This is a genomic window from Litchfieldella xinjiangensis, assembly GCF_000759345.1.
Lineage (GTDB): Bacteria > Pseudomonadota > Gammaproteobacteria > Pseudomonadales > Halomonadaceae > Litchfieldella_A > Litchfieldella_A xinjiangensis.
The window spans coordinates 187,348-212,698 of the sequence record NZ_JPZL01000001.1 but is presented as its reverse complement, the minus strand read 5'-3'; the positions used below and the strand labels follow the sequence as shown (position 1 = coordinate 212,698).

At 59.0% G+C, this 25,351-nt stretch carries 29 protein-coding genes and 1 tRNA gene; 17 read left to right on the top strand and 13 right to left on the bottom strand.

Translation table 11 applies throughout. The annotated features are described in order from the left end of the window. Positions 1-10: 10 nt before the first annotated feature. Genes JH15_RS00985 through nudC form a run of 4 tightly spaced genes read left to right on the top strand, consistent with a single transcriptional unit; the run spans position 11 to position 2,817 of the window. Positions 11-784 carry a class I SAM-dependent methyltransferase gene (locus JH15_RS00985; protein WP_043528553.1) on the top strand — a complete coding sequence of 258 codons (774 nt, stop codon included), beginning with the start codon at positions 11-13 and terminating at the stop codon, positions 782-784. Next, positions 777-1,238: a ribonuclease HI gene (gene rnhA, locus JH15_RS00980; protein ID WP_043526144.1), complete on the top strand. Its 462-nt coding sequence runs from the start codon at positions 777-779 to the stop codon at positions 1,236-1,238. The genes JH15_RS00985 and rnhA overlap by 8 nt, the downstream gene beginning before the upstream one ends. 32 nt (positions 1,239-1,270) lie before the next feature. Then, a complete protein-coding gene (dnaQ, locus tag JH15_RS00975) occupies positions 1,271-2,038 on the top strand; it encodes a DNA polymerase III subunit epsilon (protein ID WP_043526143.1) in 768 nt (255 codons plus the stop codon). Then, on the top strand, positions 2,035-2,817 hold the full coding sequence (nudC, locus tag JH15_RS00970; RefSeq protein WP_043526142.1) for an NAD(+) diphosphatase: 783 nt from the start codon (positions 2,035-2,037) through the stop codon (positions 2,815-2,817). Before dnaQ ends, nudC begins: the two co-directional genes overlap by 4 nt. A 5-nt stretch (positions 2,818-2,822) precedes the next feature. On the opposite strand, the gene JH15_RS00965 is transcribed toward nudC, so the two are convergent. Next, complete coding sequence (locus tag JH15_RS00965; RefSeq protein WP_043526141.1) at positions 2,823-3,134, bottom strand: SCP2 sterol-binding domain-containing protein; 312 nt, start codon at positions 3,132-3,134, stop codon at positions 2,823-2,825. Between the two features lie 138 nt (positions 3,135-3,272). Between JH15_RS00965 and sohB the strand changes: the two genes are divergently transcribed. After that, on the top strand, positions 3,273-4,310 hold the full coding sequence (sohB, locus tag JH15_RS00960; RefSeq protein WP_043526139.1) for a protease SohB: 1,038 nt from the start codon (positions 3,273-3,275) through the stop codon (positions 4,308-4,310). Between the two features lie 44 nt (positions 4,311-4,354). Here sohB and JH15_RS00955 read toward each other — a convergent pair whose 3' ends face one another. After that, a complete protein-coding gene (locus JH15_RS00955) occupies positions 4,355-4,672 on the bottom strand; it encodes an ArsR/SmtB family transcription factor (RefSeq protein WP_043526136.1) in 318 nt (105 codons plus the stop codon). Between the two features lie 319 nt (positions 4,673-4,991). Here JH15_RS00955 and JH15_RS00950 point away from each other — a divergent pair, with 319 nt between their 5' ends. From JH15_RS00950 to JH15_RS00940, 3 genes are all read left to right on the top strand, one after another. Continuing rightward, the gene (locus tag JH15_RS00950) at positions 4,992-6,902 is read left to right on the top strand and encodes a propionyl-CoA synthetase (protein ID WP_043526134.1); all 1,911 of its coding nucleotides are present in this window, start codon (positions 4,992-4,994) and stop codon (positions 6,900-6,902) included. Between the two features lie 124 nt (positions 6,903-7,026). After that, a complete protein-coding gene (locus tag JH15_RS00945; RefSeq protein ID WP_043526132.1) occupies positions 7,027-7,713 on the top strand; it encodes a 7-cyano-7-deazaguanine/7-aminomethyl-7-deazaguanine transporter in 687 nt (228 codons plus the stop codon). Positions 7,714-7,745: 32 nt separating this feature from the next. Continuing rightward, positions 7,746-8,522 carry an alpha/beta fold hydrolase gene (locus JH15_RS00940; protein WP_043526129.1) on the top strand — a complete coding sequence of 259 codons (777 nt, stop codon included), beginning with the start codon at positions 7,746-7,748 and terminating at the stop codon, positions 8,520-8,522. 35 nt (positions 8,523-8,557) lie between these two features. Here JH15_RS00940 and JH15_RS00935 read toward each other — a convergent pair whose 3' ends face one another. Continuing rightward, entirely contained in the window at positions 8,558-9,787 is a 1,230-nt protein-coding gene (locus tag JH15_RS00935; RefSeq protein WP_156105227.1) for an ABC transporter substrate-binding protein, read from the bottom strand. A 113-nt stretch (positions 9,788-9,900) separates the two neighbouring features. On the opposite strand from JH15_RS00935, the gene JH15_RS00930 reads away from it, so the two are divergent. From JH15_RS00930 to JH15_RS00920, 3 genes are all read left to right on the top strand, one after another. After that, positions 9,901-11,610 (top strand): potassium/proton antiporter, encoded by a 1,710-nt coding sequence (locus JH15_RS00930; RefSeq protein WP_043526123.1) that lies wholly within the window; start codon positions 9,901-9,903, stop codon positions 11,608-11,610. Between the two features lie 83 nt (positions 11,611-11,693). Beyond that, a tRNA-Ser gene (locus JH15_RS00925) sits at positions 11,694-11,783 on the top strand. 455 nt (positions 11,784-12,238) lie between these two features. Beyond that, a complete protein-coding gene (locus JH15_RS00920) occupies positions 12,239-12,457 on the top strand; it encodes a hypothetical protein (RefSeq protein ID WP_043526121.1) in 219 nt (72 codons plus the stop codon). Positions 12,458-12,754: 297 nt separating this feature from the next. Here JH15_RS00920 and JH15_RS00915 read toward each other — a convergent pair whose 3' ends face one another. Further along, positions 12,755-12,958, bottom strand: a complete 204-nt coding sequence (locus tag JH15_RS00915) for a hypothetical protein (protein WP_043526119.1) — start codon at positions 12,956-12,958, stop codon at positions 12,755-12,757. 207 nt (positions 12,959-13,165) lie between these two features. Here JH15_RS00915 and JH15_RS00910 point away from each other — a divergent pair, with 207 nt between their 5' ends. From JH15_RS00910 to JH15_RS00885, 6 genes are all read left to right on the top strand, one after another. Beyond that, entirely contained in the window at positions 13,166-13,834 is a 669-nt protein-coding gene (locus JH15_RS00910) for a Bax inhibitor-1/YccA family protein (protein ID WP_043526116.1), read from the top strand. 79 nt (positions 13,835-13,913) lie between these two features. Beyond that, positions 13,914-14,306 (top strand): sulfurtransferase complex subunit TusD, encoded by a 393-nt coding sequence (tusD, locus tag JH15_RS00905; RefSeq protein WP_043526113.1) that lies wholly within the window; start codon positions 13,914-13,916, stop codon positions 14,304-14,306. A 14-nt stretch (positions 14,307-14,320) separates the two neighbouring features. Continuing rightward, positions 14,321-14,692, top strand: coding sequence for a sulfurtransferase complex subunit TusC (gene tusC / locus JH15_RS00900; protein ID WP_043526110.1), 372 nt, complete (start codon positions 14,321-14,323; stop codon positions 14,690-14,692). Positions 14,693-14,736: 44 nt separating this feature from the next. Continuing rightward, a complete protein-coding gene (tusB, locus tag JH15_RS00895; protein ID WP_043526107.1) occupies positions 14,737-15,027 on the top strand; it encodes a sulfurtransferase complex subunit TusB in 291 nt (96 codons plus the stop codon). Beyond that, positions 15,027-15,380: a TusE/DsrC/DsvC family sulfur relay protein gene (locus JH15_RS00890; protein WP_043526105.1), complete on the top strand. Its 354-nt coding sequence runs from the start codon at positions 15,027-15,029 to the stop codon at positions 15,378-15,380. Before tusB ends, JH15_RS00890 begins: the two co-directional genes overlap by 1 nt. Continuing rightward, positions 15,380-15,961, top strand: coding sequence for an acyl carrier protein phosphodiesterase (locus JH15_RS00885; RefSeq protein ID WP_043526102.1), 582 nt, complete (start codon positions 15,380-15,382; stop codon positions 15,959-15,961). The genes JH15_RS00890 and JH15_RS00885 overlap by 1 nt, the downstream gene beginning before the upstream one ends. On the opposite strand, the gene JH15_RS00880 is transcribed toward JH15_RS00885, so the two are convergent. The 9 genes from JH15_RS00880 to JH15_RS00840 form a co-directional block, all read right to left on the bottom strand. Then, positions 15,941-17,149: a molybdopterin molybdotransferase MoeA gene (locus JH15_RS00880; protein ID WP_043526099.1), complete on the bottom strand. Its 1,209-nt coding sequence runs from the start codon at positions 17,147-17,149 to the stop codon at positions 15,941-15,943. The two genes, JH15_RS00885 and JH15_RS00880, sit on opposite strands and share 21 nt — an antisense overlap. Beyond that, positions 17,142-17,672: a molybdenum cofactor biosynthesis protein B gene (gene moaB / locus JH15_RS00875; protein WP_043526096.1), complete on the bottom strand. Its 531-nt coding sequence runs from the start codon at positions 17,670-17,672 to the stop codon at positions 17,142-17,144. Before moaB ends, JH15_RS00880 begins: the two co-directional genes overlap by 8 nt. Next, entirely contained in the window at positions 17,669-17,986 is a 318-nt protein-coding gene (locus JH15_RS00870; protein WP_043526093.1) for a DUF1244 domain-containing protein, read from the bottom strand. Before JH15_RS00870 ends, moaB begins: the two co-directional genes overlap by 4 nt. 79 nt (positions 17,987-18,065) lie before the next feature. Further along, complete coding sequence (locus JH15_RS00865) at positions 18,066-19,121, bottom strand: formate dehydrogenase subunit gamma (protein ID WP_052383830.1); 1,056 nt, start codon at positions 19,119-19,121, stop codon at positions 18,066-18,068. A 9-nt stretch (positions 19,122-19,130) separates the two neighbouring features. Next, positions 19,131-19,763 (bottom strand): formate dehydrogenase FDH3 subunit beta, encoded by a 633-nt coding sequence (gene fdh3B, locus JH15_RS00860; RefSeq protein WP_043526091.1) that lies wholly within the window; start codon positions 19,761-19,763, stop codon positions 19,131-19,133. A gap of 52 nt (positions 19,764-19,815) precedes the next feature. Next, positions 19,816-22,668, bottom strand: a complete 2,853-nt coding sequence (locus tag JH15_RS00855; protein ID WP_043526089.1) for a formate dehydrogenase subunit alpha — start codon at positions 22,666-22,668, stop codon at positions 19,816-19,818. Positions 22,669-22,693: 25 nt separating this feature from the next. Continuing rightward, positions 22,694-22,894: a ubiquinol-cytochrome c reductase iron-sulfur subunit N-terminal domain-containing protein gene (locus JH15_RS00850; protein WP_043526087.1), complete on the bottom strand. Its 201-nt coding sequence runs from the start codon at positions 22,892-22,894 to the stop codon at positions 22,694-22,696. Between the two features lie 89 nt (positions 22,895-22,983). Beyond that, the gene (locus JH15_RS00845) at positions 22,984-23,604 is read right to left on the bottom strand and encodes a TorD/DmsD family molecular chaperone (RefSeq protein ID WP_043526084.1); all 621 of its coding nucleotides are present in this window, start codon (positions 23,602-23,604) and stop codon (positions 22,984-22,986) included. Positions 23,605-23,606: 2 nt separating this feature from the next. Beyond that, complete coding sequence (locus JH15_RS00840; protein ID WP_043526081.1) at positions 23,607-25,289, bottom strand: 4Fe-4S binding protein; 1,683 nt, start codon at positions 25,287-25,289, stop codon at positions 23,607-23,609. Positions 25,290-25,351 lie beyond the last annotated feature (62 nt).

The following is a 25,351-nucleotide window of genomic DNA, read 5'->3' as shown; positions in this document are numbered from 1 at the left end:
ACGCTACGCTGTGTCAAATTCTGGGATAGCAACGTCGCTGGCGCAGCTGGTACGCGATGGCCGTGAATACTGGAACAGTGCCGATGGCCAGGCGCACTGGCAAGCCGAACGGGCCTGCCTGGGCCCGGTTTGCGAGCGTATACACGGAGCGCATAGCCTGGAGTTGAGCATGGCTCCGCAACTCAGTGACATGTGTCCGATACGTCATGCGCTGAAATGGTCGCCGAATCGTGAGCTGGCCTTGTCACCGCAAACGCTGGTATGTCAGCCGGGGCAGTTGCCCCTGGCCGATGGCGTGTTGCAACTGGTCGTCGTTCATCACCTTCTTGAAGTGTTGGAAGACCCCCATCATGTTCTCCAGGAAGCGGCACGTGTAACGGCCGACGAGGGCCGGCTGATCATTTTCGGCTGGGGGCCCCTGGGGTTATCCGGCGTTTCGCGATTGATGCCCGGTCGCCGTCAACAGTGGCCCCTGAAGGGACACTGGCGTACACCGGGGCGGTTAGGCGACTGGTTGGCGTTTGTCGACTTCGAGATCGAGCGGGTAGACTACTGCGGTTTTCATCTCCCGGGGCGTATTCCCAACAATGCCATGCTCGAAACGCTCGGGCGGCGACATAACTTGCCACTGGGGGATGCCTTCATGATTCGCGCCCGACGCAAGTCGCAATTGGCGCAGATCCAACGTCCCCGCTTGTCGCTGGGCTCGTCGCTACGCGGTACACAGCTGGGCCATGCGACTCGATTGGGTCGCCAACCGGAAAGGATGACAGAGGGTGAATGAGACCCCGCTACCGCATGTAACCATCTATACCGACGGCGCTTGCCGAGGCAACCCCGGGCCGGGAGGCTGGGGGGCGGTAATGAACAGCGGTCGACATGAAAAGACATTGAAGGGGTTCGAGACCCCGACGACCAATAACCGGATGGAGCTGATGGCCGCGATCATGGCGCTTCGCGAACTCAAGCGAGCCTGCCAGGTCGACTTGTGGACGGACTCGCAGTATTTGCGCAAGGGGATCACGGAGTGGGTGCATGGCTGGCAGAAGCGTGGCTGGAAGACGGCGGCCCGCCAGCCAGTGAAGAATGCCGAGCTCTGGCGCATGCTGCTCGAGGAAGCTGGCCGCCACCAGATCCAGTGGCACTGGGTGAAAGGGCACAGTGGTCATCCCCAGAACGAACGGGCCGATGCCCTGGCCAACGAAGCCATAGACGAGCATCAGGCCGCCCGCGCCTGATTGTTGCGTACGACATGTAAATTGAGAGAGTTATGCGACAGATCATTTTGGATACCGAGACCACCGGCATCGATCCCCGTGATGGCCATCGCCTGATAGAAATCGGGGCCGTGGAGATGGTCAACCGTCGCCTGACCGGTAACCATTACCATCAGTACATCAACCCGGAGCGGGCGATCGAGGCCGAGGCCGTGGGAATCCACGGGATCACCGATGAGCGGGTCGCCCAGGAGCCGGTCTTTGCACTGATCGCCGATGCTTTCTGGGAGTTCATCTACGGCGCCGAGCTGATCATCCACAATGCGCCCTTCGACGTGGGCTTCATCGACCATGAATTGACCATGCTCAACAAGGCTCGGGGAACGAATCCCCTGGGCCCCGTTGCCGAGCACTGTCGCGTTCTCGACACGCTCAAGATGGCCCGCGATAAGCACCCAGGGCAGCGCAACAGCCTCGACGCCTTATGCAAGCGTTACGAGATCGACAACGGCCATCGCGTCCTGCACGGTGCATTGCTCGACGCCGAGATACTCGCTGAAGTCTATCTGGCGATGACCGGCGGTCAGACGCTGCTGTCGCTCGACGGTCTCAATCAGGACGCCAATGGACAGGCATCGACGACAGGCACGGCAGGCATTCGACGCGTGAGTAGCGAACGCCAACCGCTAGCCGTGGTGATGCCCAGCGATGATGAAATGGCCGCGCATCGTGCCAAGCTGGATGCCGTTCGCCAGAGTGCAGGCCAGTGTCATTGGGATACTTTCGCGACAGCGGAGCAAAGGGAACAGGCGGTAGAATGACGTTTCGTCGCGATTTACCGATTGAAGCGCCTCGCCATGGTTATCTGATTCAAATGGCGAGCGGGCGCCTCGCGCCAGGAAGCGAGGGCACGTTGTTACAGCCATCCCAGTCTTGGCCGGATCATGCCTTGGCCCTGGGGTGGTGGAACGACACACCGGTGGCCCTGGCACTGGAAGACGCACCGTCACCGGACTGGCTCGAAGCCAGAGAGTGGTTGCAACGGTTGCCGGAATCCCATTTTCCCCTGTTATCTACCGCCCTTCAGGTAGGCACATGGTGGCGTGATCATCGCTATTGCGGACGCTGCGGCAGCCCGACCGAACGTGTCGAGCATGAATTTGCGATGCACTGCTCGTCTTGTGGGCTAAGACAATATCCTCGGATATCGCCATGCATCATCACCTTGGTGACCCATGGCGATTCGCTGCTGCTGGCACGCAGCCCGCGCTTTCCTCCGGGACGCTATTCGACACTGGCTGGCTTCATCGAGCCTGGAGAGTCGGCGGAGGATGCCGTAAGACGGGAGATTTTCGAGGAGGTGGGCGTAACGGTAGGTCGGATCAGTTATTTCCGCAGCCAGGCCTGGCCGTTTCCGCATTCACTGATGCTGGGATTTTTTGCAGAGGCGGCCAGCCGACGCATCCATATCGATGGTGTAGAGATTGCCGATGCCGCATGGTTCTCGCCGGCACGTTTGCCCCAGCTTCCGCCTCTGTATTCGATTTCGCGCGCCTTGATCGAGACGCACCTGCGCGCCGTGACGCAGCAGGGGCGTTGAGGGGGTTATTCCTTGGGGAACAAGCTGGTCAGCTTCGTGGCCAGCATGACATTGCCCGTCGCCTTGAGTTTGCCTGTCATGAACGCGGTCATGCCGTTGATCTCATCGTTCATGATGCCCTTGAGGGTATCGGTACTCATGGAGAGAGTCACCGAAGGGTCATCATGGACCCCTTGCTGAACGTCCAGTGATCCATCCTTGACGACCAGATAGTAATCTTCCGTATCGCTGAAAGAGAATTGAAAGACCTCGTCCATGCCACGTGCAGCCTCAGGGCTGAAGCGAGCTTGCAGCTTGTCGATTACAGTGTTGGTCATTCGGGCTTCCTTATGGTCGGTGCGTTGGTGTCGAGAATATTTCAAACAACCGTTTGAGGCAAGTGTCTCGTCGTGCCTGGATGCCTCCCGTATGATGCCCCAATACGCTATGGGAATTGAACTCAAGGAGACGCCCCAGTGAGTGAATGGCTAGCGGAATACGGCATGTTCCTGGCGAAGGCCGTGACATTGATCGCCGTGCTGGTTCTGGTCGTGGCGATCTTGAGCCGCGCCAAGTCGTCCGGTAGCGAGCGCACGCGGCTACGTGTCGAGCGAATGAACGAACGCAATCGACAACGTCAGCGTCGTCTTCAATTGGCGGCGATGGATAGCGGGCTACGCAAGGCACAGATGAAGGCGTTCAAGCGCAGCGACAAGCAGGAAAGAAAAACAACCAAGGTACAGGGCGAAAGTACACCGGCAGTCTGGGTGCTGGACTTTCAAGGCGATCTAAAGGCCACTGCCACCACGCGTCTGGGCGAGGAGATTTCAGCCGTTCTCGGGGTGGCCAAGGCAGGGGATGAGGTGGTGTTGCGGTTGGAATCCGCCGGTGGCCTCGTACACGCCTACGGACTTGCCGCAGCGCAGCTCGATCGCTTGCGCTCGGCAGGCCTGAAAACCACCGCCTGTATCGACAAGGTTGCTGCTAGCGGTGGCTACATGATGGCCTGCTGTGCCGATCGTATTCATGTCGCTCCTTTCGCGGTCCTGGGCTCCATAGGTGTGGTAGCGCAACTGCCCAATCTACATCGGCTTTTGAAACGCCACGATATCGACGTGGAACTGCTCACGGCGGGGCGTTACAAGCGGACCCTGACGGTATTCGGCGAAAATACGCAGGAGGGGCGCGAAAAATTCGCCGAGGATCTCGAAAATACCCATGCCTTGTTCAAGCGCCATGTCGCAGAGCGTCGGCCGGTACTCGACGTGGAGGCCGTGGCGACCGGAGAGATCTGGTACGGCAGGGAAGCCATCGATAATCAGTTGGCTGACACATTAGGCACCAGTGAGCAGTATCTTCAGGATCGCATGCTCGAGGCCAAGGTCGTCAGCGTGAGTATCGAAACTCGACGCAGCATGGGGGAGCGCATGGGGCTCGGCCTCTCTAATGTTCTTGAACGTGGACTACAGCGCGTGCTCGAGGTAGCCGATGCAAGCCGTTGGCTGCGTCGCTAAGCCTGCTCTATCCGGCGGTGGCCGATCGCTGACCGTCGCCGTGCTTAGGCTCTGAAAAGGCTCGATAGCGTCTCGATGATAGATTTGGCCTGAGTGCCTCGCAGCGAGTAGTAGATCGTCTGTGAGGCACGGCGTGTTTCCACCATGCCTTCCCGACGCAGGATGGCAAGATGCTGCGAAAGGGCCGATTGGCTGAGGCTAAGCTTCCCGTTGAGTTCCGAGACCGATAACTCGTCATCCCCCAGAAGGCATAGGATCCGGAGTCGGTTTTCGTTGGCCATGGCTTTGAGAAGGGCGGAGGCTTGGTTAAGCGTCGACTCTCCCGCATCCAGCAAGACATGGGCGGATTGGCGAGTACTCATGGTCGTGTCTCCTGGCGCTTGGGCCCGTTGGACAGCGATCGGATTTGTTGTCAGCGTCCTTACCGGCTCTCGACTTCAGGGCATGTGCGACTGCCACCCTCTTTCTTGTTTAGTAAATCTTCAACAACTCGGCAAGCCGTTTTCCACTTGGGGTCAACGTTGTTTCAATGACTTCGTTGCAGGCCTGCGCTGCTCATGCCTCGCCATGTTGTCGACAATAGTCGAGTTTCGATCCTAGGTTAGTCCATAGTATGAGGTGCCCGAACGCGCGAATACTCTAGAGTGTCAACAATCGTTCCGCGTTGATTGAGCCTAACCCATGTCTGAATACAACAATACGTACCGCCATGCCATCGAACAGCCTGACACGTTCTGGGCGGAACAGGCCAAGCGAATCCCGTGGTATACCGAACCCTCGATCCCGCTCGAGTTTGATGAGCAAAATCATGCTCGCTGGTTCGTCGATGGGGTCATGAACACCTGCCATGCCGCGCTCGATCACCATGTAGATGCCGGACATGGCAACCAATTGGCGGTCATCTGGGATTCCCCCGTTACTGGAGGAAAGCGGAAGATCACCTACCGTGAAATGCGTGACGAGGTAGCACGTTTCGCGGGGGTGCTCGCGGGTATGGGGGTCGAGAAGGGCGATCGGGTGGTGATCTATATGCCCATGGTGCCCGAAGCGTTGGTGGCCATGTATGCCTGCGCTCGTCTGGGTGCCGTGCACTCGGTCGTGTTCGGCGGCTTCGCGCCGCATGAATTGGCCGTGAGAATCGAGGATGCCGAGCCGAAGGTGGTCGTGGCGGCCTCGTGTGGCATCGAGGTGGATCGTGTCATTCCCTATAAGCCGATACTCGATCAAGCGCTCGATGCCAGCCATCACCGTCCCGCGGCTTGCGTCATTCTTCAGCGCGAGCAGGCAAGCGCCATCCTGGGCGAGGGTGAGCACGACTGGCAAGCCCTGATGAGCGAAGCCGCGCCGGTCGACTGTGTCCCGGTAAAGGCCACGGACCCGCTATATATCCTTTACACCTCCGGCACGACTGGAAAGCCCAAGGGCGTTGTCCGCGACAACGGGGGACACGCCGTAGCCCTGCATTATTCGATGGAAACCGTCTACGGCATGCAACCGGGCGAGGTCTTCTTTTCAGCCTCGGATGTAGGTTGGGTGGTCGGTCACTCCTATATCGTCTATGCCCCGCTCCTCATGGGGTGTACCACGCTGGTGTACGAGGGCAAGCCAGTTCGAACCCCCGACTCGGGCGCGTTCTGGCGGCTGATTGAAGAATACCAAGTCAAAGCCTTCTTCACGGCACCGACTGCATTCCGAGCGATCAAGAAAGAGGACCCCGACGGGGACCTGCTTGCCAAGTACGACATCTCCTGCCTGCGTACATTGTTCCTGGCCGGTGAGCGGCTCGATCCACCGACCTTTCATTGGCTCGAGGATATGCTTGACGTCCCGGTAGTCGACCACTGGTGGCAGACGGAAACGGGCTGGCCAATAGCGGCCAACCTCCAGGGGCTGTCGCCGATGCCAACCAAGGCCGGTTCCGCGACAGTGCCGGTTCCCGGCTTTGATGTGCGCGTGCTGAACCGGAAAGGGGGCGCCGCTGAACCCTTTGAACAAGGAAGTGTGGTGATCCGCGAACCAATGCCACCAGGCAGCCTGGTGGGGATCTGGCGCGATGAGCAGCGCTTCCATGCGGCCTATATGGCGGCCTTTCCCGGCTATTACCTGACCGGTGATGCCGGGTACTTCGATGAAGACGGCTATCTGTTCGTCATGGGACGCACCGATGATGTCATCAATGTGGCAGGACACCGGCTCTCCACGGGCGAGATGGAAGAGGTCGTTGGGTCCCATCCGGCCGTAGCGGAATGTGCGGTCATCGGTATCCACGACGAGCTCAAGGGACAAGTGCCGGTCGGGCTGGTGATTCTCAAGGATGGTTCGACAGCAGACGAGCTTGAGCTCGAGCAGGCGTTGATTGGTCTGGTGCGAGAGCGTATTGGTGCCATTGCCTGCTTCAAGCAGGTACTGGTGGTCGACCGGTTGCCCAAGACACGCTCAGGCAAGATCTTGAGGAAGCTGCTTCGCCATATTGCCGATGGCAAGGAATACGGCATGCCATCGACCATCGACGATCCCACGAGTCTGCAGCACGTCCACGAAACGATGCTCGATCGTGACGTGGGCCAGGCCTCCCGAGCGCGCTTGATTTAGCAATTTGTACATCGGGCCCATGTCTTGATTATAATGCGGTCCCGAAACGCCACGGCGAACGCCGTGGCGTTTGCCTGTATGAGGGTTCCCTCACCCCTCCACACCAAAAAGGATACATTTCCTCATGTTTGTACTCTCATCCCTTCAGACGCGTCGTTTGATCGCCGCGCTCGTGACGTTTCACATTGTGGTCATTGCTGCGAGCAATTATCTGGTCCAGCTTCCCTTTACCCTGTTCGGCTGGCATACCACCTGGGGAGCATTCAGCTTTCCCTTCATTTTCCTGGCCACCGATCTCACGGTGAGGCTGTTCGGCAAGCCAGCCGCGAGGGCAATCATAGCGCGGGTGATGGTACCGGCCCTGGTCATTTCCTATGTGGTTTCGGTCATGTTTCCGAGAGGGGGCTTTGCCGGTCTCGAAGGGCTCACCGAATGGAACCTGTTCGTGGCGCGGATTGCTCTGGCCAGTTTCATGGCTTACGTTCTGGGCCAGTTACTGGACATTCACGTCTTCGATCGGTTGCGCCGCTTGAGCCTCTGGTGGGTAGCACCTGCGGTTTCCACCGTATTCGGCAATCTCGCGGACACGCTGGCCTTTTTCTCGATTGCCTTTCATAACAGCCCGGATCCCTTCATGGCCACCCATTGGCCGGAAATCGCCTGGGTCGACTATGTCATCAAGTTGATTATCAGCTTGACCTTCTTTGTCCCTATGTATGGTCTATTGTTGAGTTGGCTGAGTCGTCGGCTGGTGTCATTGACGGGACAAGTAGATCGCTCACCCGAGTATGCTGCCAAGGATGTCAGCTAGGCTAGGCAGCTACACGTTCACGGAGATAGGACATGGCGCTGGAACTGCATGCAACCGATAGCGAGGGAGAGGGTACTCCCCTCGTCGTCATTCATGGACTGCTAGGCAGTGCCGATAACTGGCGGTCGCACATCAAGCAATGGCAGAAGGAACGGCGGGTCATTGCCGTTGACCTGCGTAATCATGGGCGGTCTCCTCATGCCGAGGGCATGCGGTACGCACAAATGGCAGAGGATGTCCTGAGTGTGCTGGATCGGCTTGGCATCCAGCGCTGTCACCTGCTGGGTCACTCCATGGGGGGTAAGGTCGCCATCACGCTGGCACGCGACAATCCCGACCGCGTGGTTTCGCTGACCGTGGCCGACATTGCCCCGGTGCGCTACGGCCACGGTCACGACACGATCTTTGCCGCGTTGCGCCACGTCGAAGCCAGTGCGCCCTCAAACCGGCGTGAGGTGGATGGCCTGTTGGCCGAATATATCGACGAGCGGCCTATCCGTCTCTTTCTGGCAACCAACTTGCAACGCGATGCCAACGATGTGATGCGCTGGCGGGTAGGACTGGATGAAATAGAGCAGGCCTACGAGGATATCCGTGCGGAGCCGGATGGTGAACAGCCTTACGAGGGGCCTTCATTGGTCATAAGGGGCGCCCGTTCGGATTACGTCACCGACGAAGCATTGGAAGCCACTCAAAAAATACTGCCCCACGTGGATGTCGTCACGCTAGAGGCAGGGCACTGGCTGCACGCAGAGCAGCCCGAGGCATTTCAAGATGCCGTTGCCGACTTCCTGTCCCGGGTTGAATAGCTGTTTGCTTCACGTTGCAACCGGATCAGGTCGATTCAGGGAGCGCTGAGATCCACGGCCAGACGCGAAATGCTGTGTTCCTGGCGAATGAAGCCACGCTCAGCCAGGAAGGCCTGGAATGCGAGGTAACTTCTCGCATCCAGGGTCGCCGGCCGTAGTGACAAGCGCTTCACGATTCCTGGCCAGGCCTGTCGATTGACCGGTGTATCCAGCCCCGGCTCACTCTGAACCATCAGGTGCCAGGCCTCCTCCGGATGGCTGACGATCCAATGGGTGGCATCTTCCAGCGCTCTCACCAGGCGGCGAAAATCATCCTGTCTGCCGTGCAAGTGGTCTCGATTACCGATGAGAATGAGCTCTTCGTAGCGAGGCATGCCATGATCCTCGACCATGAAGCTGCGGCCTATGCGGCCTTCTTCCTCCAGCTGATAGGGCACGATATGACGCATTGTCCCGATCACTGCATCCACTCGTCTCTCTGCCAGTGCCGGTGAAAGGGCGAAATCGACGGGTTCCAGTTCAATATCGTCGAGCGTAAGCCCGTGGTGTTCCAGCATGACCGACAGCGTGGGCTGGATATCTTCCTTGAGTGCGTAGCCCACCGTACTTCCCTTCAGTTGGCTCGGGGTCTCTATACGCGAGCCTCCAAGGACGGTGAGGCTATTCAGGGGGGTACCCACCAATGTGGCAACACGAATCAGCGGTATCCCATTGTCAATCTGGCGATGCAATTGCGTCTGTTTTCCGAGTGCCAGGTCGATTCTGGAGTCAGCGACCAGCTTGGTGGGCACGCTCGGGTCTGCCGGGGTACTCAGGGTCACGTTTAACCCATGACGGTCGAAGTCACCTCGCGCGCGTGCCACGATGATTGCCGCATGGTGCGGGCTCAGGAACCAGTCGAGCATCAGGCTAACGTTGCGCATCGGTGGTGGGGCGATCGGCTCCGCCGGAGCGACTCTCAATGCGGATACAGGGGCATGCGCCGCGGAATGTTCAGGGGTATCGACTCCCGGCCCCCCTTCGCCACGCAAGAATATCGCACCGTTGGCCACACGCGTCGCAGCATCAATGGCGTAGGCATCGATGGTTTCGATGTGGGGCTCTTGATCTGGCCTATCGGCGAGCAACGGTGCAACCAGGCTGAAAGCGAAGAGGAGGGCGAGACATAGGCTACCCAAGCGGTGTTGCAGGAAGGTCATCAAGCGGTTCTCCACCAGCGTGTCCCCTGACGGTATACCCGCGACAGGGGTGGCACGGACTGCCAAGTGTATCCCTTGGTTACTTTTCCGCCTAGCCCAAGGCCTCTTTCCGCCTTGCGTGCCGAGTCCACCGTTCGCACATGTGGCATAATCCGGGTTTGCCCCGGTACGTGTTCGCCATGGATAGCATCAACACTCTTTTTCTTCTCAGCGGTTCCCTCATCGCTCTGAGCATCCTGGCAAGCCGCCTGTCGTCGGTGGTCGGCCTGCCTTTGCTACTGATCTTCCTGGGGCTGGGGATGCTGGCGGGTGAAGAGGGGGTGCTGGGCATCCAGTTCGATGATTATTCGCTCGCTTTCCTGATCGGGCATCTGGCCCTTGCGATGATCCTGCTCGATGGTGGGCTGCGAACGCGGCTCAAGACCTTTCGTGTCGGATTCAAGCCGGCGCTCTCTCTGGCCACCCTTGGGGTCTTTGTCACCAGCGCCGTGGTTGGCCTGTTTGCGATGTGGATTTTTGAACTCACCCTGGTGCAGGGGCTGCTGGTAGGCGCCATCGTTGGCTCGACGGATGCCGCGGCCGTGTTCTCGATGCTCAGCGGTCAGGGCGTCAACCTCAACGAACGTGTGGGCGCGACGCTTGAGATCGAATCGGGCACCAACGATCCGATGGCCATTTTCCTTACGCTGATGCTGGTCGAGTTGCTGGTGGGCGAGATCGGTGGGATTGGTGAGACGGTCCTCTTTTTCTTCAGCCAGTTCGGCTTCGGCACGCTGATCGGCCTAGGGGCCGGTTGGCTGATCGCCAAGCTACTACGTACCCTGGATCTGGCACCCGGTCTCTATTCGCTGTTGGCATTGGCTCTGGGGTTTTGCGTATTCGGTTTGACCAGTGCCATCGGTGGAAGCGGTTTCCTGGCGATCTACCTGACGGGGCTGATGATCGGTAACCAACCGGGCCGCCACCTCAACTTTATCCTTCCGGTCCATGATGGGCTCGCTTGGCTCAGCCAGATTGGACTTTTCCTGGTGCTGGGCTTGCTGGTAACCCCCACAGAGGTGCTTGATTATGCACTGCCTGCCGGACTGGTGGCGTTGGTGCTGATTTTCGTTGCTCGGCCACTGGCCGTCCTGTTGGCCATCAGACCGTTCTTCCGGTTCCGCTGGCGAGAGATTGGCTTCATTTCATGGGTTGGCCTGCGGGGCGCGGTCCCGATCGTATTGGCCATCTTCCCGGTCATTGGCGGCGTCGAGAATGCTGCGTTGTATTTCAATGTCGCGTTTGCTGTCGTGCTGTTCTCCTTGCTGATCCAAGGGGGAACGCTATCGATGATGGCGCGCTGGACGAAAGTCGAGGTCCCTGTGGGCGTCGAGCCCAACCGCCGAGGACCACTGGGCGTTCTGCCGGAAAACGATTTCGAGATGTTCGTCTACAAGGTCGAGAACGAGAGCTTGGACGATGTCCCGATCCGTCTCCTGCGGTTTCCTTCAGGTGCCTTGATTTCGGCCCTGTTCCGCCAGCATGTCATGCTGCATCCCAAGGGAAGCACACGGCTCAAGCTGGAGGATGTGGTGTGTGTCATAGGTCGCCCGGGCGATTTGCCTGCATTGAACCGGCTCTTCGACGGAGGCGCCAAGCTCAAGCGCGAACGTGCCTTCTTCGGGACCTTCACCCTCGATGGGGAGGCGCTGATGAGTGATGTCGCTGCGGCGTATGGGCTGACGCTCAGCCCGGGTGAGCGAGAGATGAGCCTGGGGGCGTTCGTTGCATTGCGAGTGGGCGGCCATCCGGTAGTCGGTGACGATGTCGGTTGGCACGGCTTCGAATGGGTCGTCAGTGAAATGGAGGGCAATCGAGTTACCAAGGTCGGGCTACGGCTATACCACTAGCCGATACCTTGCGTTTAACGCCTTGATCGCAAACCCGCTCTTGACGTCAGAAGTGAAACTGGTAATATTCTCCGCCGTGAGCCGGAGGGATGGCAGAGCGGTTGAATGCACCGGTCTTGAAAACCGGCGAGGGCGAGAGCCCTCCCAGGGTTCGAATCCCTGTCCCTCCGCCACCTTGTTATCAAAACCAGCCAAACATGGCTGGTTTTTTTATTCCCAATCCAGGCCGCCCCCTCCTCGTTACTTATCGTGCGTCGAATCACACCAAGTGACGTTACAGCGCTCATAGAGATCGCTTGGAGAGGCTGTGTTTGCCAAGCTGCGTTCTCAATGGTCAGGACCACGCTAGCCATTACTACACTCGCTCCCGTGACAGCGCGTTCCTTTCTGATATCAGATTGAGTATGTAGGTAGGGCGATACTATGGCTTATCCCAGCGTGTGGATATGTCGGCCCCTTTTTATATTTTTTTCTGTAAATACAAGGCGGAATTGTCATAAGAGTTCTAAACTACTGGTCAAGGCTCAATCTATGCAAAACTAGGCAGGTATGATCTCGGGATCAAAGGCCTCAAGGATGGGGAGCCGGTGCCGATAGGGTTTAATGAGAGGCAAGCCAAGGAGGGAACATGCCTAACTATACATATTGTGTCCGCAAGGCACAGATCGCTTCACGGGTGGTCGAGCCTGGTTACGAAGTCTATAACTTGGCCACGGGACGCCCCGCGGGTAGGTATGCGGATATGCATGAAGCCGAGCAAGAAGCCAATCTTCGTAATAGCTTTGCCTCCTTTGAGGGTAATGACGGCTGGAGTGGTTCAAAGAAAATAGCGTTCAGCTTTCGATAGCTGGCGGCCGTTTCACCATTCAGTTTTAAAAAAAGCGCCTTCGAAGGCGCTTTTTTATAGCTCGAACAGACTCAGGGCCGGCGTCCCCCGGTACCCCCGGATTTGCGTCCTTGAAAGCGGCTCCACACCTGTCTGGCGGTACGCTTCGCCTTTGCACGATTTGCCGGTTTGCGAAACCAGTTGGCCACGGCCATTCCGATCCACCGTTTCATTGTTCCCTCCTTGGCATTAGCCGGTCTACTAGTTCCACTTATGGTTGCCTGGGCGGGTGGCGTCAAGAGATACCGTGTAAGCGAATTATTCCACTGATGGATCCGGGTCGTTATCTTCCTCTTGCTCCGCCTTGGTCGATGACTTCATGCGCTGGCGCTTTTCTTCTGCCTCCTCCATGTCAGTAAAGATGCCTAGACTCGTACCGGTATCGGTGTCGTAGACCTCGTAGCGCGTCCCTTCGTCCCGTGCGTCATGAATTTTCCTGATTTCGATAGCGTCGCTTAACATTACATCCTCGCAGATGGGTGGCTTTCCCTAGAGACTAGCCCGAAGTAACTATTGTTCCTCAAGGTTTTGTGGCTTTTCGTGACATGGCGTGCGGCGGCGAGCCCTGCGCCTCGAGCCAATTGTAAAAACCGGTAATTCTTGCGTCGGGAACCGCGAGACGGCATCCTTGGTCCAAGCCTTGATTCAACCTATAGGGAGCATCATTAGATGGCCTATCAAGATACACACCTGACGCATGGTCAGGCGCGCGATGTCAGCGCCAACAAGGTACTACGTAACACTTACGGGCTGTTGGCGATGACATTGCTGTTCTCAGCGGTCACTGCCGGTGCCGCCATGGCCATGGGTGTCGAGCGCATCAATATCCTGGTGTTCTTCATCGGCGCCTATGGTCTGATGTTTCTGGTTCACAAGACAGCCAATTCCGCCTTGGGTCTGCTTTCCACGTTCGCCTTCACTGGCTTCATGGGCTTTACGCTGGGTCCGATACTCAGCGCGTACCTGACCCTTCCAAACGGGGCTTCTCTGATCATGACCGCCATGGCCATGACCGGAGCGACCTTTATCGGTCTTTCTGCGGTCGCGCTGATCACAAAGAAGGATTTCAGCTTCCTGGGGAATTTCCTGATGGCGGGTGCCATCGTGCTGATTCTCGCCATGGTGGCTGCGCTGATCTTCAATATCCCAACGCTGTCTCTGGCGGTATCCGCAGGCTTCGTGTTGTTCGCGTCGGCTGCCATCCTGTACCAGACGAGTGAAATCGTGCATCGCTCTGGTGAGACTAACTACATTCTGGCGACCATCACGCTGTATGTTTCTATCTACAACTTGTTCGTCAGCCTGCTTTCCTTGCTGGGCATCATGAACAGCGACTAAACGATGAATGCAAGACTCTCTGGCCCCGCCTTTGGTGGGGCCAGCGTTTTTCTAAATCGAATTTCAAGAGGCTGATGGCATGCAGTACGCGCTGTTGGTGCAAGGTTCACCCTATAGCTACCAGGCGTCACATTCCGCGCTCAGGTTCGCCCAGGCCGTAGTGAGGCGTGGGCATAGCTTGACGGCAGTCTTCTTTTACCACGATGGCGTTTACAATGCGGCGCGTCTAGCGGCTCCTCCCCAGGATGAGCCTCATCTGTACGATGCCTGGGCTCAACTGCATCGTGAGCACGATACCGAGCTGCTGGTTTGCATCGCCGCTGCCTTGCGGCGGGGCCTGATGGATGAGCGCGAATCGTCACGCCACGGCAAGGCCGGGCATAGTCTGGAACCCCCTTTTATACTGACGGGACTGGGCCAACTGATCGAAGCTAGTACAGCCTATGATCGGTTGATTTCCTTTTCACCTTGATACGTGATGATGCGATGACTGGCTTGAGTGGCGGCGACCTATTGGTCATCCTGCGCCATGCACCGCATGGCAGCAGCTGGTTGAAGGAAGGTCTGGATACTGCATTGGTGGCGGCCGCTTTCGGTCAACGGGTTAGCCTCCTCTTCATGGGCGATGGCGTCATGGCGTTGCTCCCGGGACAGGGCAGTGGGCCATTAGGGCAAAAGGGCACCCAGCCGACACTGCAGATGCTCGAGATGTACGACATCGATTCACTCTGGGTCGAGCACCAGGCTCTGCTTGAGCGTGGGCTCAACGACATGTCGCTCTCAGTGGATGCCACTCGGATCGAGAAGGACGCGATTTCCAGGTTGCTGGCAGAACATACTCAGATTCTCAACTTCTAGGCCGCCAGTAGGCGCATTCGGGCCGTCTCGAGGAACCGGACACCATGGTCTTGCATATACTCAATCGTTCGCCGTCCATGAGCCGTGTTTTCCAGCAGGCTCTGGACGCAATGGGAACAGACGACAGACTGCTACTCATCGAGGATGGCGTACAAGGGGCGTTACCGCAGCTGATTCCCTATCTTGAGCCGGTGCTAGGTCGGCTTTTCGTCTTGAAGGAAGATCTAGTTTCCCGAGCCCTTGAAGGGCACTGTGACGCTCGGGCTATTGTGGTCGATGTGGATGGCTTCGTATCGTTGACGGAAGAAGCCGACAAGACTGTGAGTTGGTTCTAATGGCCTCGACAGAAATATACCGTTATCTTGAAGTGGGTAAACAAGAAATCCCTCTAGACCCGGAAGGTTTTCTGGTCAATATGAACGATTGGTCCCCCCAGGTTGCCGAGGCGATGGCTGCCGAAGAAGGGCGCGAGCTGACCCAGGCGCACTGGGACGTCATTGGCGTACTTCGCGACTTTTATTCGCGTTATGAGGCGTCACCAGCAATGCGGCCGCTAGTGAAAGCCGTGGCCAAGAGCTTGGGTGAGGAGAAGGGCAAGTCGCTCTATCTGATGAAACTCTTTCCGGAAAGCCCGGCCAAGGTGGGTGCCAGGCTTGCCGGCCTTCCCAAACCGGCTAACTGTCTCTGATGAATTTTCTGGCGCATGCCTGGTTATCCCAGGATGGCAGCGATGATTTCCTTTATGGAAATCTGATCGCCGATGGGGTGAAAGGGCCTGACCTATCTCAATGGCGTGCCCCCATCGCTGCAGGTATCGTTCATCACCGCCGTGTAGATGCCTTTGTCGACCAGCATCCTGTCGTTGCCCTGGCGAAGCAGCGCGCACCGGCAGGGCATCGCCGTTATGCCGGTATTGCCCTGGACCTGGTATGGGATCACTTCCTCGCCCGACAAACGCAGCGCACCGCGGACCAGGCGCACCTCGTAGCCCGTTGCTATGCATTGCTTGCCGCACGACCGGCACCTCAGCGGCTGGGCATGATGATGCCGGCCCTGGTAGAACAGGACTGGTTGCGCCGCTACGCCGATTTCGGTTTTACCTGCTCGGCCATTGCCAATATCGGACGTCGGCTAAGTGGCCCCAACCGACTGGCGCTTCTGGTTCCTTGGCTCGAAGAGGACTACCCACGGCTAGAGCGGGACTTTCATGAGCTATGGCCCTTGCTCGAGACGAACCTGGGCGCGAGCTCACGTCTCGACCAGCCATAGGCACTTCACGGGATCGCCTACCGCTATTTCACTGTTGGCAGGAATCACCGCGAAGGCATTCGCCTCCACGCAGGAGGAGAGTACCGCCGAATTCTGGTCGGCATAGGCCGACGCTGTGGCACCCTTTTCATCAAAGGACAGCTTGATCCGCATGTAATGGCGGCGGGCCTGGGTGCGGGTCGCGAAATCGCTGCGTGCTGTCAGGCATGGCAGTGCCTCAAGCGCGGGGCAGGCCAGCAATGCACCCATTAGGGGTCTCAGGAACAGCCAGGCCCCGACGAAGCTGGATACGGGATTGCCCGGTAATCCGACGAAGCGTGCTTCTCCCAGGTCGTGCGGAATCCTACCGATGGCAAGTGGCTTGCCAGGACGCATGGCCAGACGCCACATGTCGAGCTGTCCCAGCGACAGCAGGGCGGCTCTGACATGATCTTCCTCGCCGACACTCACGCCGCCTGTGGTAATCACCACATCCGCGGCTTCAGCGGCGCTTTGGAGTCGTTTACAGGTGGCGCTGTAATCGTCGGGAACGCTTTCCGCCATGACCACCTCGGCGCCGAAACGTTCGAGCAGGCGTACCAGCATGGGGCGGTTGGAATTATAGATCTGCCCTTGCCTGAGTGTTTCACCCGGCGCGATGACCTCGTCGCCCGTCGAGAGCAGGGCGATACGCGGGCGTTGACGCACTTCGACCTCGGTGACCCCTTGGCCGGCAAGCTGTCCAAGGGCCGCAGCCTCGAGACGCGTCCCCGCGCGTAACAATATGCTATCGGCTTTCACATCCCGGCCTCGCCGTCGGACGTTGTCTCCGACAGGCACGTCGGGTGGAATGAAGACACCTTCCGGGTGAACCTCGGTACGTTCTTGCATTACGACACAATCTGCTCCGGAGGGGATTGCGCCACCTGTGAAAATGCGCGCACAACTCCCCGGGGAGAGTGGCTCGCCGGCATGGCCTGCAGCAATGCGTTGCGATACGGGCAGGACCTGTCCGGCATCTTCGCTGCGCAGGGCATAGCCATCCATGGCGCTATTGTCGAACGGCGGAACGTCAATACGTGCTGCCACGGGAGACGCAAGCACCCGCCCAGCGGCCTGATCGCTGGGCAGGATTTCCGATCCGATGGGTACGATGTCCTTGAGCAGTGCATCGAGGGCTGCTTCGACGCTCTGCAACGTTTCAGCCATGAGTGCCTCGCTCGGGTATGACCAGGTTGGCGTAATTGCATGGCCTATGGCGGCTGTCGAGCTGTTCCCGAAGTATGCCGTCCCAGGCGGTACGGCAGGCACCGGTCGAGCCCGGCAGGCAGAATACGACGGTCGAATTGGACAGCCCACCCAGGCAACGGCTCTGTATGGTCGAGCTGCCGATTTCTTGCCAGGAGAGGTGCCGAAACAGCTCGCCAAATCCTTCGATGGTCTTGTCGAGCAGGACCGATACGGCCTCCGGTGTGGAATCCCGGCCAGTGAATCCGGTCCCGCCGGTGGTCAGGATGACTTGGATTGCGGGCTCCGCGATCCAGGCGGCGACCTGGGCACGGATGCGGTAGACGTCATCGATGACGATACGTTTTTCAGCCAGGCTATGCCCCGCCTCAGTGAGGCGATCAACCAGGGTCTGGCCACTTCGATCGGTCGCTTCGGTGCGGGTATCGGAAATGGTCAGTACAGCGATGTTAAGGCCGATGAAATCGCTCTGATCCTGGCTCATGCCTTGGCCTGCTTGTTTTTCTGACGTGCCTCGAGTGCCTCGAGTTGTTCGGGTCTGGCTGGGGCCTGATGATGCGTTTTCCATTCTGAATACGGCATGCCGTAGACATACTCCCGTGCGGCTTCATAGTCGAGAGAAGTGCCTCGTTCCTCTGCAGCAGCGACGAGCCATTTCGATAGGCAATTCCGACAGAAGTCGGCCAGAATCATCAGGTCGATGTTTTGCACGTCCTTGTTGGCATCCAGGTGCGCCAGCAGGCGACGGAAGGCAGCAGCCTCGAGTTCGGTGCGGGTGGAAGGATCGAGATCGTGCATGGCAAAGTCTCCTTGGTGAATCGTCCCAGCATAACAAAAGACACCGCCCGTGGGCGGTGTCATGAAGCGTGTTGTGTCCCTAGCTCGTTCGCTGTGGCGCGGGTTCGTCATCCAGGCCGGAACGTCCCGCTTCTTCGGCGGATACGGTCTTGTCCTTGACCTCTTCGTACCAAAGGTTGTGGTGCTCCTTGGCCCAGCATTCATCGACATAGCCTGTGGCCATCCCTTCCAGGGAGCCTTCGGTACCCACGGTGCCGATATAGATATGTCCGAGTGCCACTGCGGTGAGCCCCAAGGCGCCGACTGCGTGAATCACGTTGGCCCACTGCATGGTGTCCCGGCCTTGACCGTAATTGGGGAAATCGAGCACCAAGCCGCTTGCGATGACCGCTATGCCGGCCGTGGCCAGTAGCCAATACCATCCCTTTTCGCCCGCATTGGCGAAACCGGCATCAGCATGGCCCTTGCCGATCAAGCCGCCGCCTTTCTTGAACCATGTCAGATCGTGCTTCCTGGGAATGTTATGCCAGAACAACTTGGCCAACAGGATCACCAGCAGGACACCGAAGATAGGGCCGAGATAATTATGCAGTATCTTGGTGCCCGAGATCATGGCGCCCCAGAAAGCATCACCCAACAGGCCGCGGAATACGAATTTGCCAAACAGCAGATTCAGGCCGGTCAATGCCAGGACGATGAACAGGGTCGCCACGGTCCAATGCAGCGAGCGTTCGAGCAGTGTCCAGCGCAAGAGCTTGCGGCCGGTACGCGGCTCATCGAGTTCCTTGCGGCCGAAGATCAGGTAGAACAATGTGATCAAGCCGAGCATGCCACCGATGGCGATCAGGCCGAAAGGCGAGACCCAACGGTTACGTATCTGACGCCAGCTTTCGCCGCTGGCGTTGATCAGGTTATACGTCGACTCAGCGCGAGAGTCCCGAAAGTTAGGTCCCGTCTCGCCGCTCCTGACTTGTCGCCAGGTATCGGGCGTGGCGGCCCCGACCGAGGTGGTGAGCTCGCGTTCTGGATCGGCGGATTGCGCCATTGCCTGGCTGGCGAAGCCCAGTGACATGACCATCATCAACATGATGGCCAGCCAGCCGGTCAACGTCATGGTCCTCTTTTGCTTCGACATGAAGCCTCCTCACCCTTGGCGGGTTGCATCGTATGCCAGGTGGTCCATGGCAGCGGCCGTATCCGGTCCCTGCCGGTTCACCTCGGACCATGCACCGTCCTTGTGACCGCGGTGCACGACACGTTGACGGAAGATGTCAGCCACCGTCTGGGCATCACCGGCAAGCAATGCCTTGGTCGAGCACATTTCGGCACACAGGGGCAGCTTGCCTTCCGCGATGCGATTGGCGCCGTATTTCTCGTACTCTTCTTCCTTGGAATCGGCCGGGCCGCCGGCGCAGAACGTGCACTTGTCCATCTTGCCACGTTCACCGAAGGCGCTCTGCTTGAGAAATTGCGGTGCACCGAAAGGACATGCGTACAGGCAGTAGCCGCAGCCGATACACAGGTCCTTGTCATGCAGCACGATGCCGTCATCGGTCTTGTAGAAACAATCGGTCGGGCAAACCGCCATGCAGGGCGCGTCATCACAATGCATACACGCCACCGAGATCGATACTTCGGAGGCTTCGCCATCGTTGAGGGTGACCACACGACGGCGCTGGACGCCCCATTCCACTTCATTCGCGTTCTTGCATGCAGTGACGCAGCCGTTGCATTCGATGCAACGTTCGGCATCACACATGAATTTCATCTGGGCCATGGTGTTCTCCTTATCGCCTGGCGGGTCGTTGCCCGCCAGGTCTCCTGCGTCGTCAGGCGCGCTCGATCCGACAGATCGTGCATTTGGTTTCCTGCATCAAGGTCACGGGATCGTAGCCATAGGTCGTCGCGGTGTTGGCCGCTTCGCCAAGAACGTAGGGGGCCGATCCTTCTGGATACTTGTCATGCAGGTTTTCACCCTGGAACATGCCGCCGAAGTGGAAGGGCATGAACGCCACGCCGCGATCCACGCGTGGCGTCACCATGGCCTTGACCTTGACCCGGCCACCTTCGGCTCCTTCGACCCATACCGTATCGCCATCGCCGATGCCCAGGTCGTTGGCGGTCGCTGGGTTGATCTCGACGAACATCTCCTGCTGAAGCTCGGCCAGCCAGGACATGGAACGGGTTTCCTCGCCGCCCCCTTCGTACTCGACCAGGCGCCCCGAGGTCAGGATGATCGGGTATTGATCGGAGCGGTCACGCTGCTGAACGCTCTTGTACATTGTGGGGAGGCGGAACAGTGACTCGAAGTCGTCCCAGGTGGGGTAGTCGGCCACCAGGTCGCGCCGTGTCGTATAGAGCGGTTCGCGATGCTTGGGGACGCCATCCGGGAAGGTCCAGACCACTGCACGCGCCTTGGCATTACCGTACGGGGCGCAACCATGCTCGATGGCGACCCGCTGAATGCCGCCCGAGAGGTCGGTCTTCCAGTTCTTGCCCTCGGCTGCGGCCTTTTCCTCCTCACTGAGTTCATCCCACCAACCCAGATCCTTGAGCAATTGGTCGGTGAACTCGGGGTGGCCGTCGTCGAGCTCCGACTCGACCGGGGCCGAACCATCGGCAAGCAGCGATACCCCGTCGCGTTCGATGCCGAAGCGGGCCCGGAACCCCATGCCGCCTTCCATGACAGGTACGCTGGTGTCGTAGAGGTTGGGCGAACCGGGGTGGCCGAACTCGGCCGTGCCCCAGCAGGGCCAGGGCAAGCCATAATAGTCGCCGTCGGCGGGGCCGCCTTCGGCCCGCAGGTTGCGGAAGCTGAAGGTATGCCAGTTCTTCTGGTGTTCCTTGAGGCGCTCGGGACTCTGGCCGGTATAGCCTACCGTCCACATGCCGCGGTTGATCTCGCGAAGGATATCGTCGATGAAGGGCTCATCGCCATTCAGGGCAATATTCTTGACCAACTGATCACCAAAGCCGAGCTTACGGGCGAAGAGATACATGATCTCGTGGTCGGGTTTGGATTCGAACATCGGCTCGATGACCTTGTCTCGCCACTGCAGCGAGCGGTTGGTCGCGGTCACGCTGCCTGTCGTCTCGAACTGGGTGCACGCGGGAAGCAGATAGACCCCGTCGGTCTTGCCGTGCATGACGGCAGCGACGGTCGGGTAGGGGTCGACGATCACCATCATGTCGAGCTTCTGCATCGCCTTCTGCATTTCCGGCCCGCGGGTCTGGGAATTGACCGCGTGGCCCCAATAGAACATCGCCTTTAGCGCGGTCCGCTGGGAGATATTCTCGTCTTCCTCGAGTACGCCATCTACCCAGCGGGACACGGTAATGCCGCTGGTGTTCATGGGCTTGCCATCGGCGTACTCGGTATCGTCGAAACGTGACTGCAGCCACGGGTAATCGACATCCCATACCTTGGACCAGTGCTGCCATGCACCTTCGGCAAGGCCGTAATACCCAGGCAGCGAGTCGGAGCCGAGGCCGAGGTCGGTGGCGCCCTGCACGTTATCGTGACCGCGCAGGATATTGGCACCGCCACCGGACTTGCCGATGTTGCCCAATGCCAATTCGAGAATGCAGTACGCTCGGGTATTGTTGTTGCCCGTCGTGTGCTGGGTGCCACCCATGCACCAGACGATGCAGCCCGGACGATTGTCGGCGAGGCGCTTGGCGGTATCGTACATGACCGATTCCGGCACACCGGTGATGTTTTCGACGACCTCAGGAGTGAACTGGGCTACTTCGGCACGTACTTCATCCATGCCATAGACACGTTGCTCAATGTATTCGGTGTCTTCCCAGCCGTTCTCGAAGATGTGCCACAGCAGACCCCAGACATAGGCGACATCGGAGCCGGGGCGGATGCGAACGTATTGAGTCGCCTTGGCCGCAGTGCGGGTAAAGCGTGGATCGACGACGATGATCTCGGCGTTGTTGCGTTCCTTGGCAAGCAGGAAATGCTGCATGCCGACCGGATGCGCCTCGGACGGGTTCGAGCCGATCAAAATGATGGACTTGGAATTCTGCAAGTCATTCAGCGAGTTGGTCATCGCCCCGTAACCCCAGGTATTGGCTACCCCGGCAACGGTGGTCGAGTGACAGATACGCGCCTGGTGATCGGTATTGTTGGTTCCCCACATCGAGGCCAACTTGCGCATGAAATAGGCTTGTTCGTTGCTGAACTTGGCCGATCCCAGCCAGTAGACGCTGTCCGGGCCATACTGGTCGCGAAGCTCGAGCAACTTGTCACCGATCTCGTTGACAGCATCGTCCCAGCTCATGCGCTGCCATTCGCCGCCCACCAGCTTCATTGGATACTTCAGGCGGCGGGTGGAATGCCCATGTTGGCGAAGCGAGGCGCCCTTGGCACAGTGCGCTCCGCGGTTGATGGGATGGTCGAAAGCGGGTTCCTGCTTGGTCCATACGCCTTCCTGCACTTCGGCATATACACCACAGCCGACGGAGCAGTGAGAACAGATAGTGCGCTTGGTCTCGACAGGCGCATCGGATACCGGTGTCTTGTCGGCGGCTTGCGCCGGCTGCATCATCCGGTTGCCAAGAAAGCCGGCGGCCGCCAACCCGCCGGTGGCCATGCCGCTACGCTGCATGAACTGCCGGCGTGAAATGCCCAGGCCGGTTGCCGGGGCCGTCGAAGATTTACGTGTCAATCGCATGGTCGCGGTCCTTTATCCCTGGCGGTCAGTCACGCAGCGAGGCGTAGAAAGCACGCACGTGCTCGGTTTCCCGGTAATTCTCATTCGTCTCGGTTTCCGTCGTCTTGGGAGTGTCGGCCTGAACGAAGGTGACATGGCCGATTGCAGCGGCAGCGCCTGCTGCCGCGGTACCGGCGCCGAGCGTACGCAGAAAGTCGCGACGCTGAGGGTTGTGGTTCTTGCGCATCTGTCGTTCTCCTCGGTGTTGCTTATCGTTTTTCTAGTGTTTCGTCACGGTCATGCTTGTTTAACGGTGAGTCGGCGATTGGCGAGCCGCTAACCTGGCGTGAGGTCAATCATCCTGACAGCGTCATGTTGTGGCCCGACAACCAGGCGCTCGTTCTCGAGTTCCAGGTAAGCACCCGCCAATCCACCCACGGCGGCGTAAAGGTCCGTATCGACAGCCGAAAGATCCTTCATGCAGGCCATCGCCCAGGGGGCGAGATGACGCTGGAAGAACCGGCCTTGTTCCTGGGAGCGGGTCTCGACCAACAGTGCCATGACTTCGCACAGGGCCGAGAAATGGTCTTCGGGGTCATGGGTATACTGCCGACGCTCAAAGCCCAGTTGCCTCAAGTCGGACCTGAGATGGACAAGAAATTCGTCCATTAACGTGCCGTGCAAGTACCAGGAGCCGTAAGGAACCACTTCGCCCTCGATCACGCCGACCAAGTGGCGGAAATGGGCGCGCTCCAGTGCCGTGCGATCGCTGCTTTTTGCCGCTTCGGCCAATAACGACCACTGCGTCGCAAGGGGGCCGCCGTCGGGTTCACCTTCCAGGCCCGACAGAAAGTCCATCAGGTCATTGTCAGGCGGGGCGACGATCAGCCGGGCGAGAAGACGATAGATGTCCGCTCGCAGTGCACTGTGTTCATCGAGCATCCGTGAGTCGATCATGGCTATACCTTCAGTTGAGCCTCGGGATTGCGTGCCATCTCGTGCCAGACATCCTTGACCCTGCAGTCCTCGCACATCTCGAGCCGTGACAGGGCATCGCCGGCGAAGTAGGGGTGTGCGGCAAGCTTCTTCTTGATGCTCTCGATGGTGCTGACCGTCGCGAAGGGTTTGCCGCAGTGAATGCATTCGAAGGCGGCCTCTTCCTTGCAAATGGAACGCTCGAGTCGCTCAGGCCCGGCAAGGAAACCGGGAACCAGGGAGATCGCCGTTTCCGGGCAGGCCTCGGCACACAGGCCGCACTGTACGCAGTCGGCCTCTCGGAAGCTGAGTTGCGGTTGATCCTTGCCTCCGGCCAGCGCCGGGGTGGGGCATACCGAGACACAGCTCATGCAAAGCGTACAGGCGTCGGTATCCACGGCCACGGCACCAAAAGGTGCCCCATGGGGCACGACACTGCGGGTATTTGCGGGGGCGCCGTGAGCAGCAAGCCAGGACAAGGTCTCGTTCAGCGCATCACGCTTGGCGCCAGTGGGGGCGCTTTCACGGCGCCCGATCGCGCTTAGCGAGGGCAGCGAATCCCGTGCATCCAGATCATGTTCGGCTAGATATTGGAGTCGCTGTGGCGCGTGGCCCAATGCATCCAGTAAGGCATGTGCCTGGGCGAGCTGGTCTTCCACCAGGCGCGTTAGACTTGGGGGTAGCTCCTCATGCGTTTGTACCCGGACTTCACACGCCCCGGCTGCGAAGGCGGCAAGCCATTGGTCGAGGCCTGCAGCGCCCAGTTCTTCAAGGGGGATATCGAGGACGTGTGTCGCGGGCTCCGAGGTTTCCCGTGCCCGATAACCCTGCTCGACGAAGCGCACGACCGGCTGCTGCCCGCCTGCTTCGAGGTACGCTCCGACCAGGCGCCAGACGAAATCCTGCTGACGCTGTGCATCGGGAACACGGTATTGTATCGCCCCAGTGGGGCAGGCTGTGGTGCAACTGCCCGCGCCATGACAAAGGAAAGGGTCGATCTCGATCCAGGCCTCGATACGCTTCTGACGGCTCACGATGGCATCGGCAGGGCAGACCTCGAGACAACGTGTACAGCCTGACTTCCCGCGACCGGCATGGGCGCACAGCGCATTGTCGATAGTGAAGTATCGGGGTTTTTCGAATTCGCCGACATGCTCGACCAAGGTGTCGATTATGCGCTGGCAGGCATCGCTCCCCCAGGCTGTTGTGAAATACCCGGGGGGAGGCAGCTCGTACGCCAGCGTGGGCATAGCGGCCAGGTCGAGAATGAGATCGAAGTGGGAGCGCTGCAGGCACGCCTTGGCCAGGTCGATCTCTCCTTGTTCATCGGGAACCGTGACGACGAACTGGCCCAGGTAGCCGCCTATTCGTGGTGACGAGGCGTAATGACAGGCCAACTGACGCGTCGCGTCATACATGGCCTCATCGGCGTCGTCGATTCCATTCAGGCGCTCGTTGACCAGCAGCGTCAGCGAGGCCAGCCCTTTGTGTTCGAGGGCGGCCGCAGCCAGGCGACAGTCCCGCTCATTGCCAATGATCAGGAGGTGACCCTGGGAGGTATAACTTACGGTGGCGGGCGTCAGGTTGACAGGCCAGGAGATACGCGCGTGCGCCTCTGCCTGCGCCTTCTGATTAGCCAGGCCAGCTAGGTCGAAGCGTAGATTCATAGGGTCTCATCGGGTGCCATGGTCATCAATTTCTTGTTGTAATAATTATTATATATTTGACC

Coding starts and splice junctions, on each gene's coding strand:
- dnaQ (WP_043526143.1), top strand. CDS start 1,271: ATGCGACAGATCATTTTGGATACCGAGACCACCGGCATCGATCCCCGT.
- nudC (WP_043526142.1), top strand. CDS start 2,035: ATGACGTTTCGTCGCGATTTACCGATTGAAGCGCCTCGCCATGGTTAT.
- JH15_RS00965 (WP_043526141.1), bottom strand. CDS start 3,134: ATGACCAACACTGTAATCGACAAGCTGCAAGCTCGCTTCAGCCCTGAG.
- JH15_RS00955 (WP_043526136.1), bottom strand. CDS start 4,672: ATGAGTACTCGCCAATCCGCCCATGTCTTGCTGGATGCGGGAGAGTCG.
- JH15_RS00950 (WP_043526134.1), top strand. CDS start 4,992: ATGTCTGAATACAACAATACGTACCGCCATGCCATCGAACAGCCTGAC.
- JH15_RS00945 (WP_043526132.1), top strand. CDS start 7,027: ATGTTTGTACTCTCATCCCTTCAGACGCGTCGTTTGATCGCCGCGCTC.
- JH15_RS00940 (WP_043526129.1), top strand. CDS start 7,746: ATGGCGCTGGAACTGCATGCAACCGATAGCGAGGGAGAGGGTACTCCC.
- JH15_RS00930 (WP_043526123.1), top strand. CDS start 9,901: ATGGATAGCATCAACACTCTTTTTCTTCTCAGCGGTTCCCTCATCGCT.
- JH15_RS00920 (WP_043526121.1), top strand. CDS start 12,239: ATGCCTAACTATACATATTGTGTCCGCAAGGCACAGATCGCTTCACGG.
- JH15_RS00915 (WP_043526119.1), bottom strand. CDS start 12,958: ATGTTAAGCGACGCTATCGAAATCAGGAAAATTCATGACGCACGGGAC.
- JH15_RS00910 (WP_043526116.1), top strand. CDS start 13,166: ATGGCCTATCAAGATACACACCTGACGCATGGTCAGGCGCGCGATGTC.
- tusD (WP_043526113.1), top strand. CDS start 13,914: ATGCAGTACGCGCTGTTGGTGCAAGGTTCACCCTATAGCTACCAGGCG.
- tusC (WP_043526110.1), top strand. CDS start 14,321: ATGACTGGCTTGAGTGGCGGCGACCTATTGGTCATCCTGCGCCATGCA.
- tusB (WP_043526107.1), top strand. CDS start 14,737: ATGGTCTTGCATATACTCAATCGTTCGCCGTCCATGAGCCGTGTTTTC.
- JH15_RS00890 (WP_043526105.1), top strand. CDS start 15,027: ATGGCCTCGACAGAAATATACCGTTATCTTGAAGTGGGTAAACAAGAA.
- JH15_RS00885 (WP_043526102.1), top strand. CDS start 15,380: ATGAATTTTCTGGCGCATGCCTGGTTATCCCAGGATGGCAGCGATGAT.
- JH15_RS00880 (WP_043526099.1), bottom strand. CDS start 17,149: ATGGCTGAAACGTTGCAGAGCGTCGAAGCAGCCCTCGATGCACTGCTC.
- moaB (WP_043526096.1), bottom strand. CDS start 17,672: ATGAGCCAGGATCAGAGCGATTTCATCGGCCTTAACATCGCTGTACTG.
- JH15_RS00870 (WP_043526093.1), bottom strand. CDS start 17,986: ATGCACGATCTCGATCCTTCCACCCGCACCGAACTCGAGGCTGCTGCC.
- JH15_RS00865 (WP_052383830.1), bottom strand. CDS start 19,121: ATGTCGAAGCAAAAGAGGACCATGACGTTGACCGGCTGGCTGGCCATC.
- fdh3B (WP_043526091.1), bottom strand. CDS start 19,763: ATGGCCCAGATGAAATTCATGTGTGATGCCGAACGTTGCATCGAATGC.
- JH15_RS00855 (WP_043526089.1), bottom strand. CDS start 22,668: ATGCGATTGACACGTAAATCTTCGACGGCCCCGGCAACCGGCCTGGGC.
- JH15_RS00850 (WP_043526087.1), bottom strand. CDS start 22,894: ATGCGCAAGAACCACAACCCTCAGCGTCGCGACTTTCTGCGTACGCTC.
- JH15_RS00845 (WP_043526084.1), bottom strand. CDS start 23,604: ATGATCGACTCACGGATGCTCGATGAACACAGTGCACTGCGAGCGGAC.
- JH15_RS00840 (WP_043526081.1), bottom strand. CDS start 25,289: ATGAATCTACGCTTCGACCTAGCTGGCCTGGCTAATCAGAAGGCGCAG.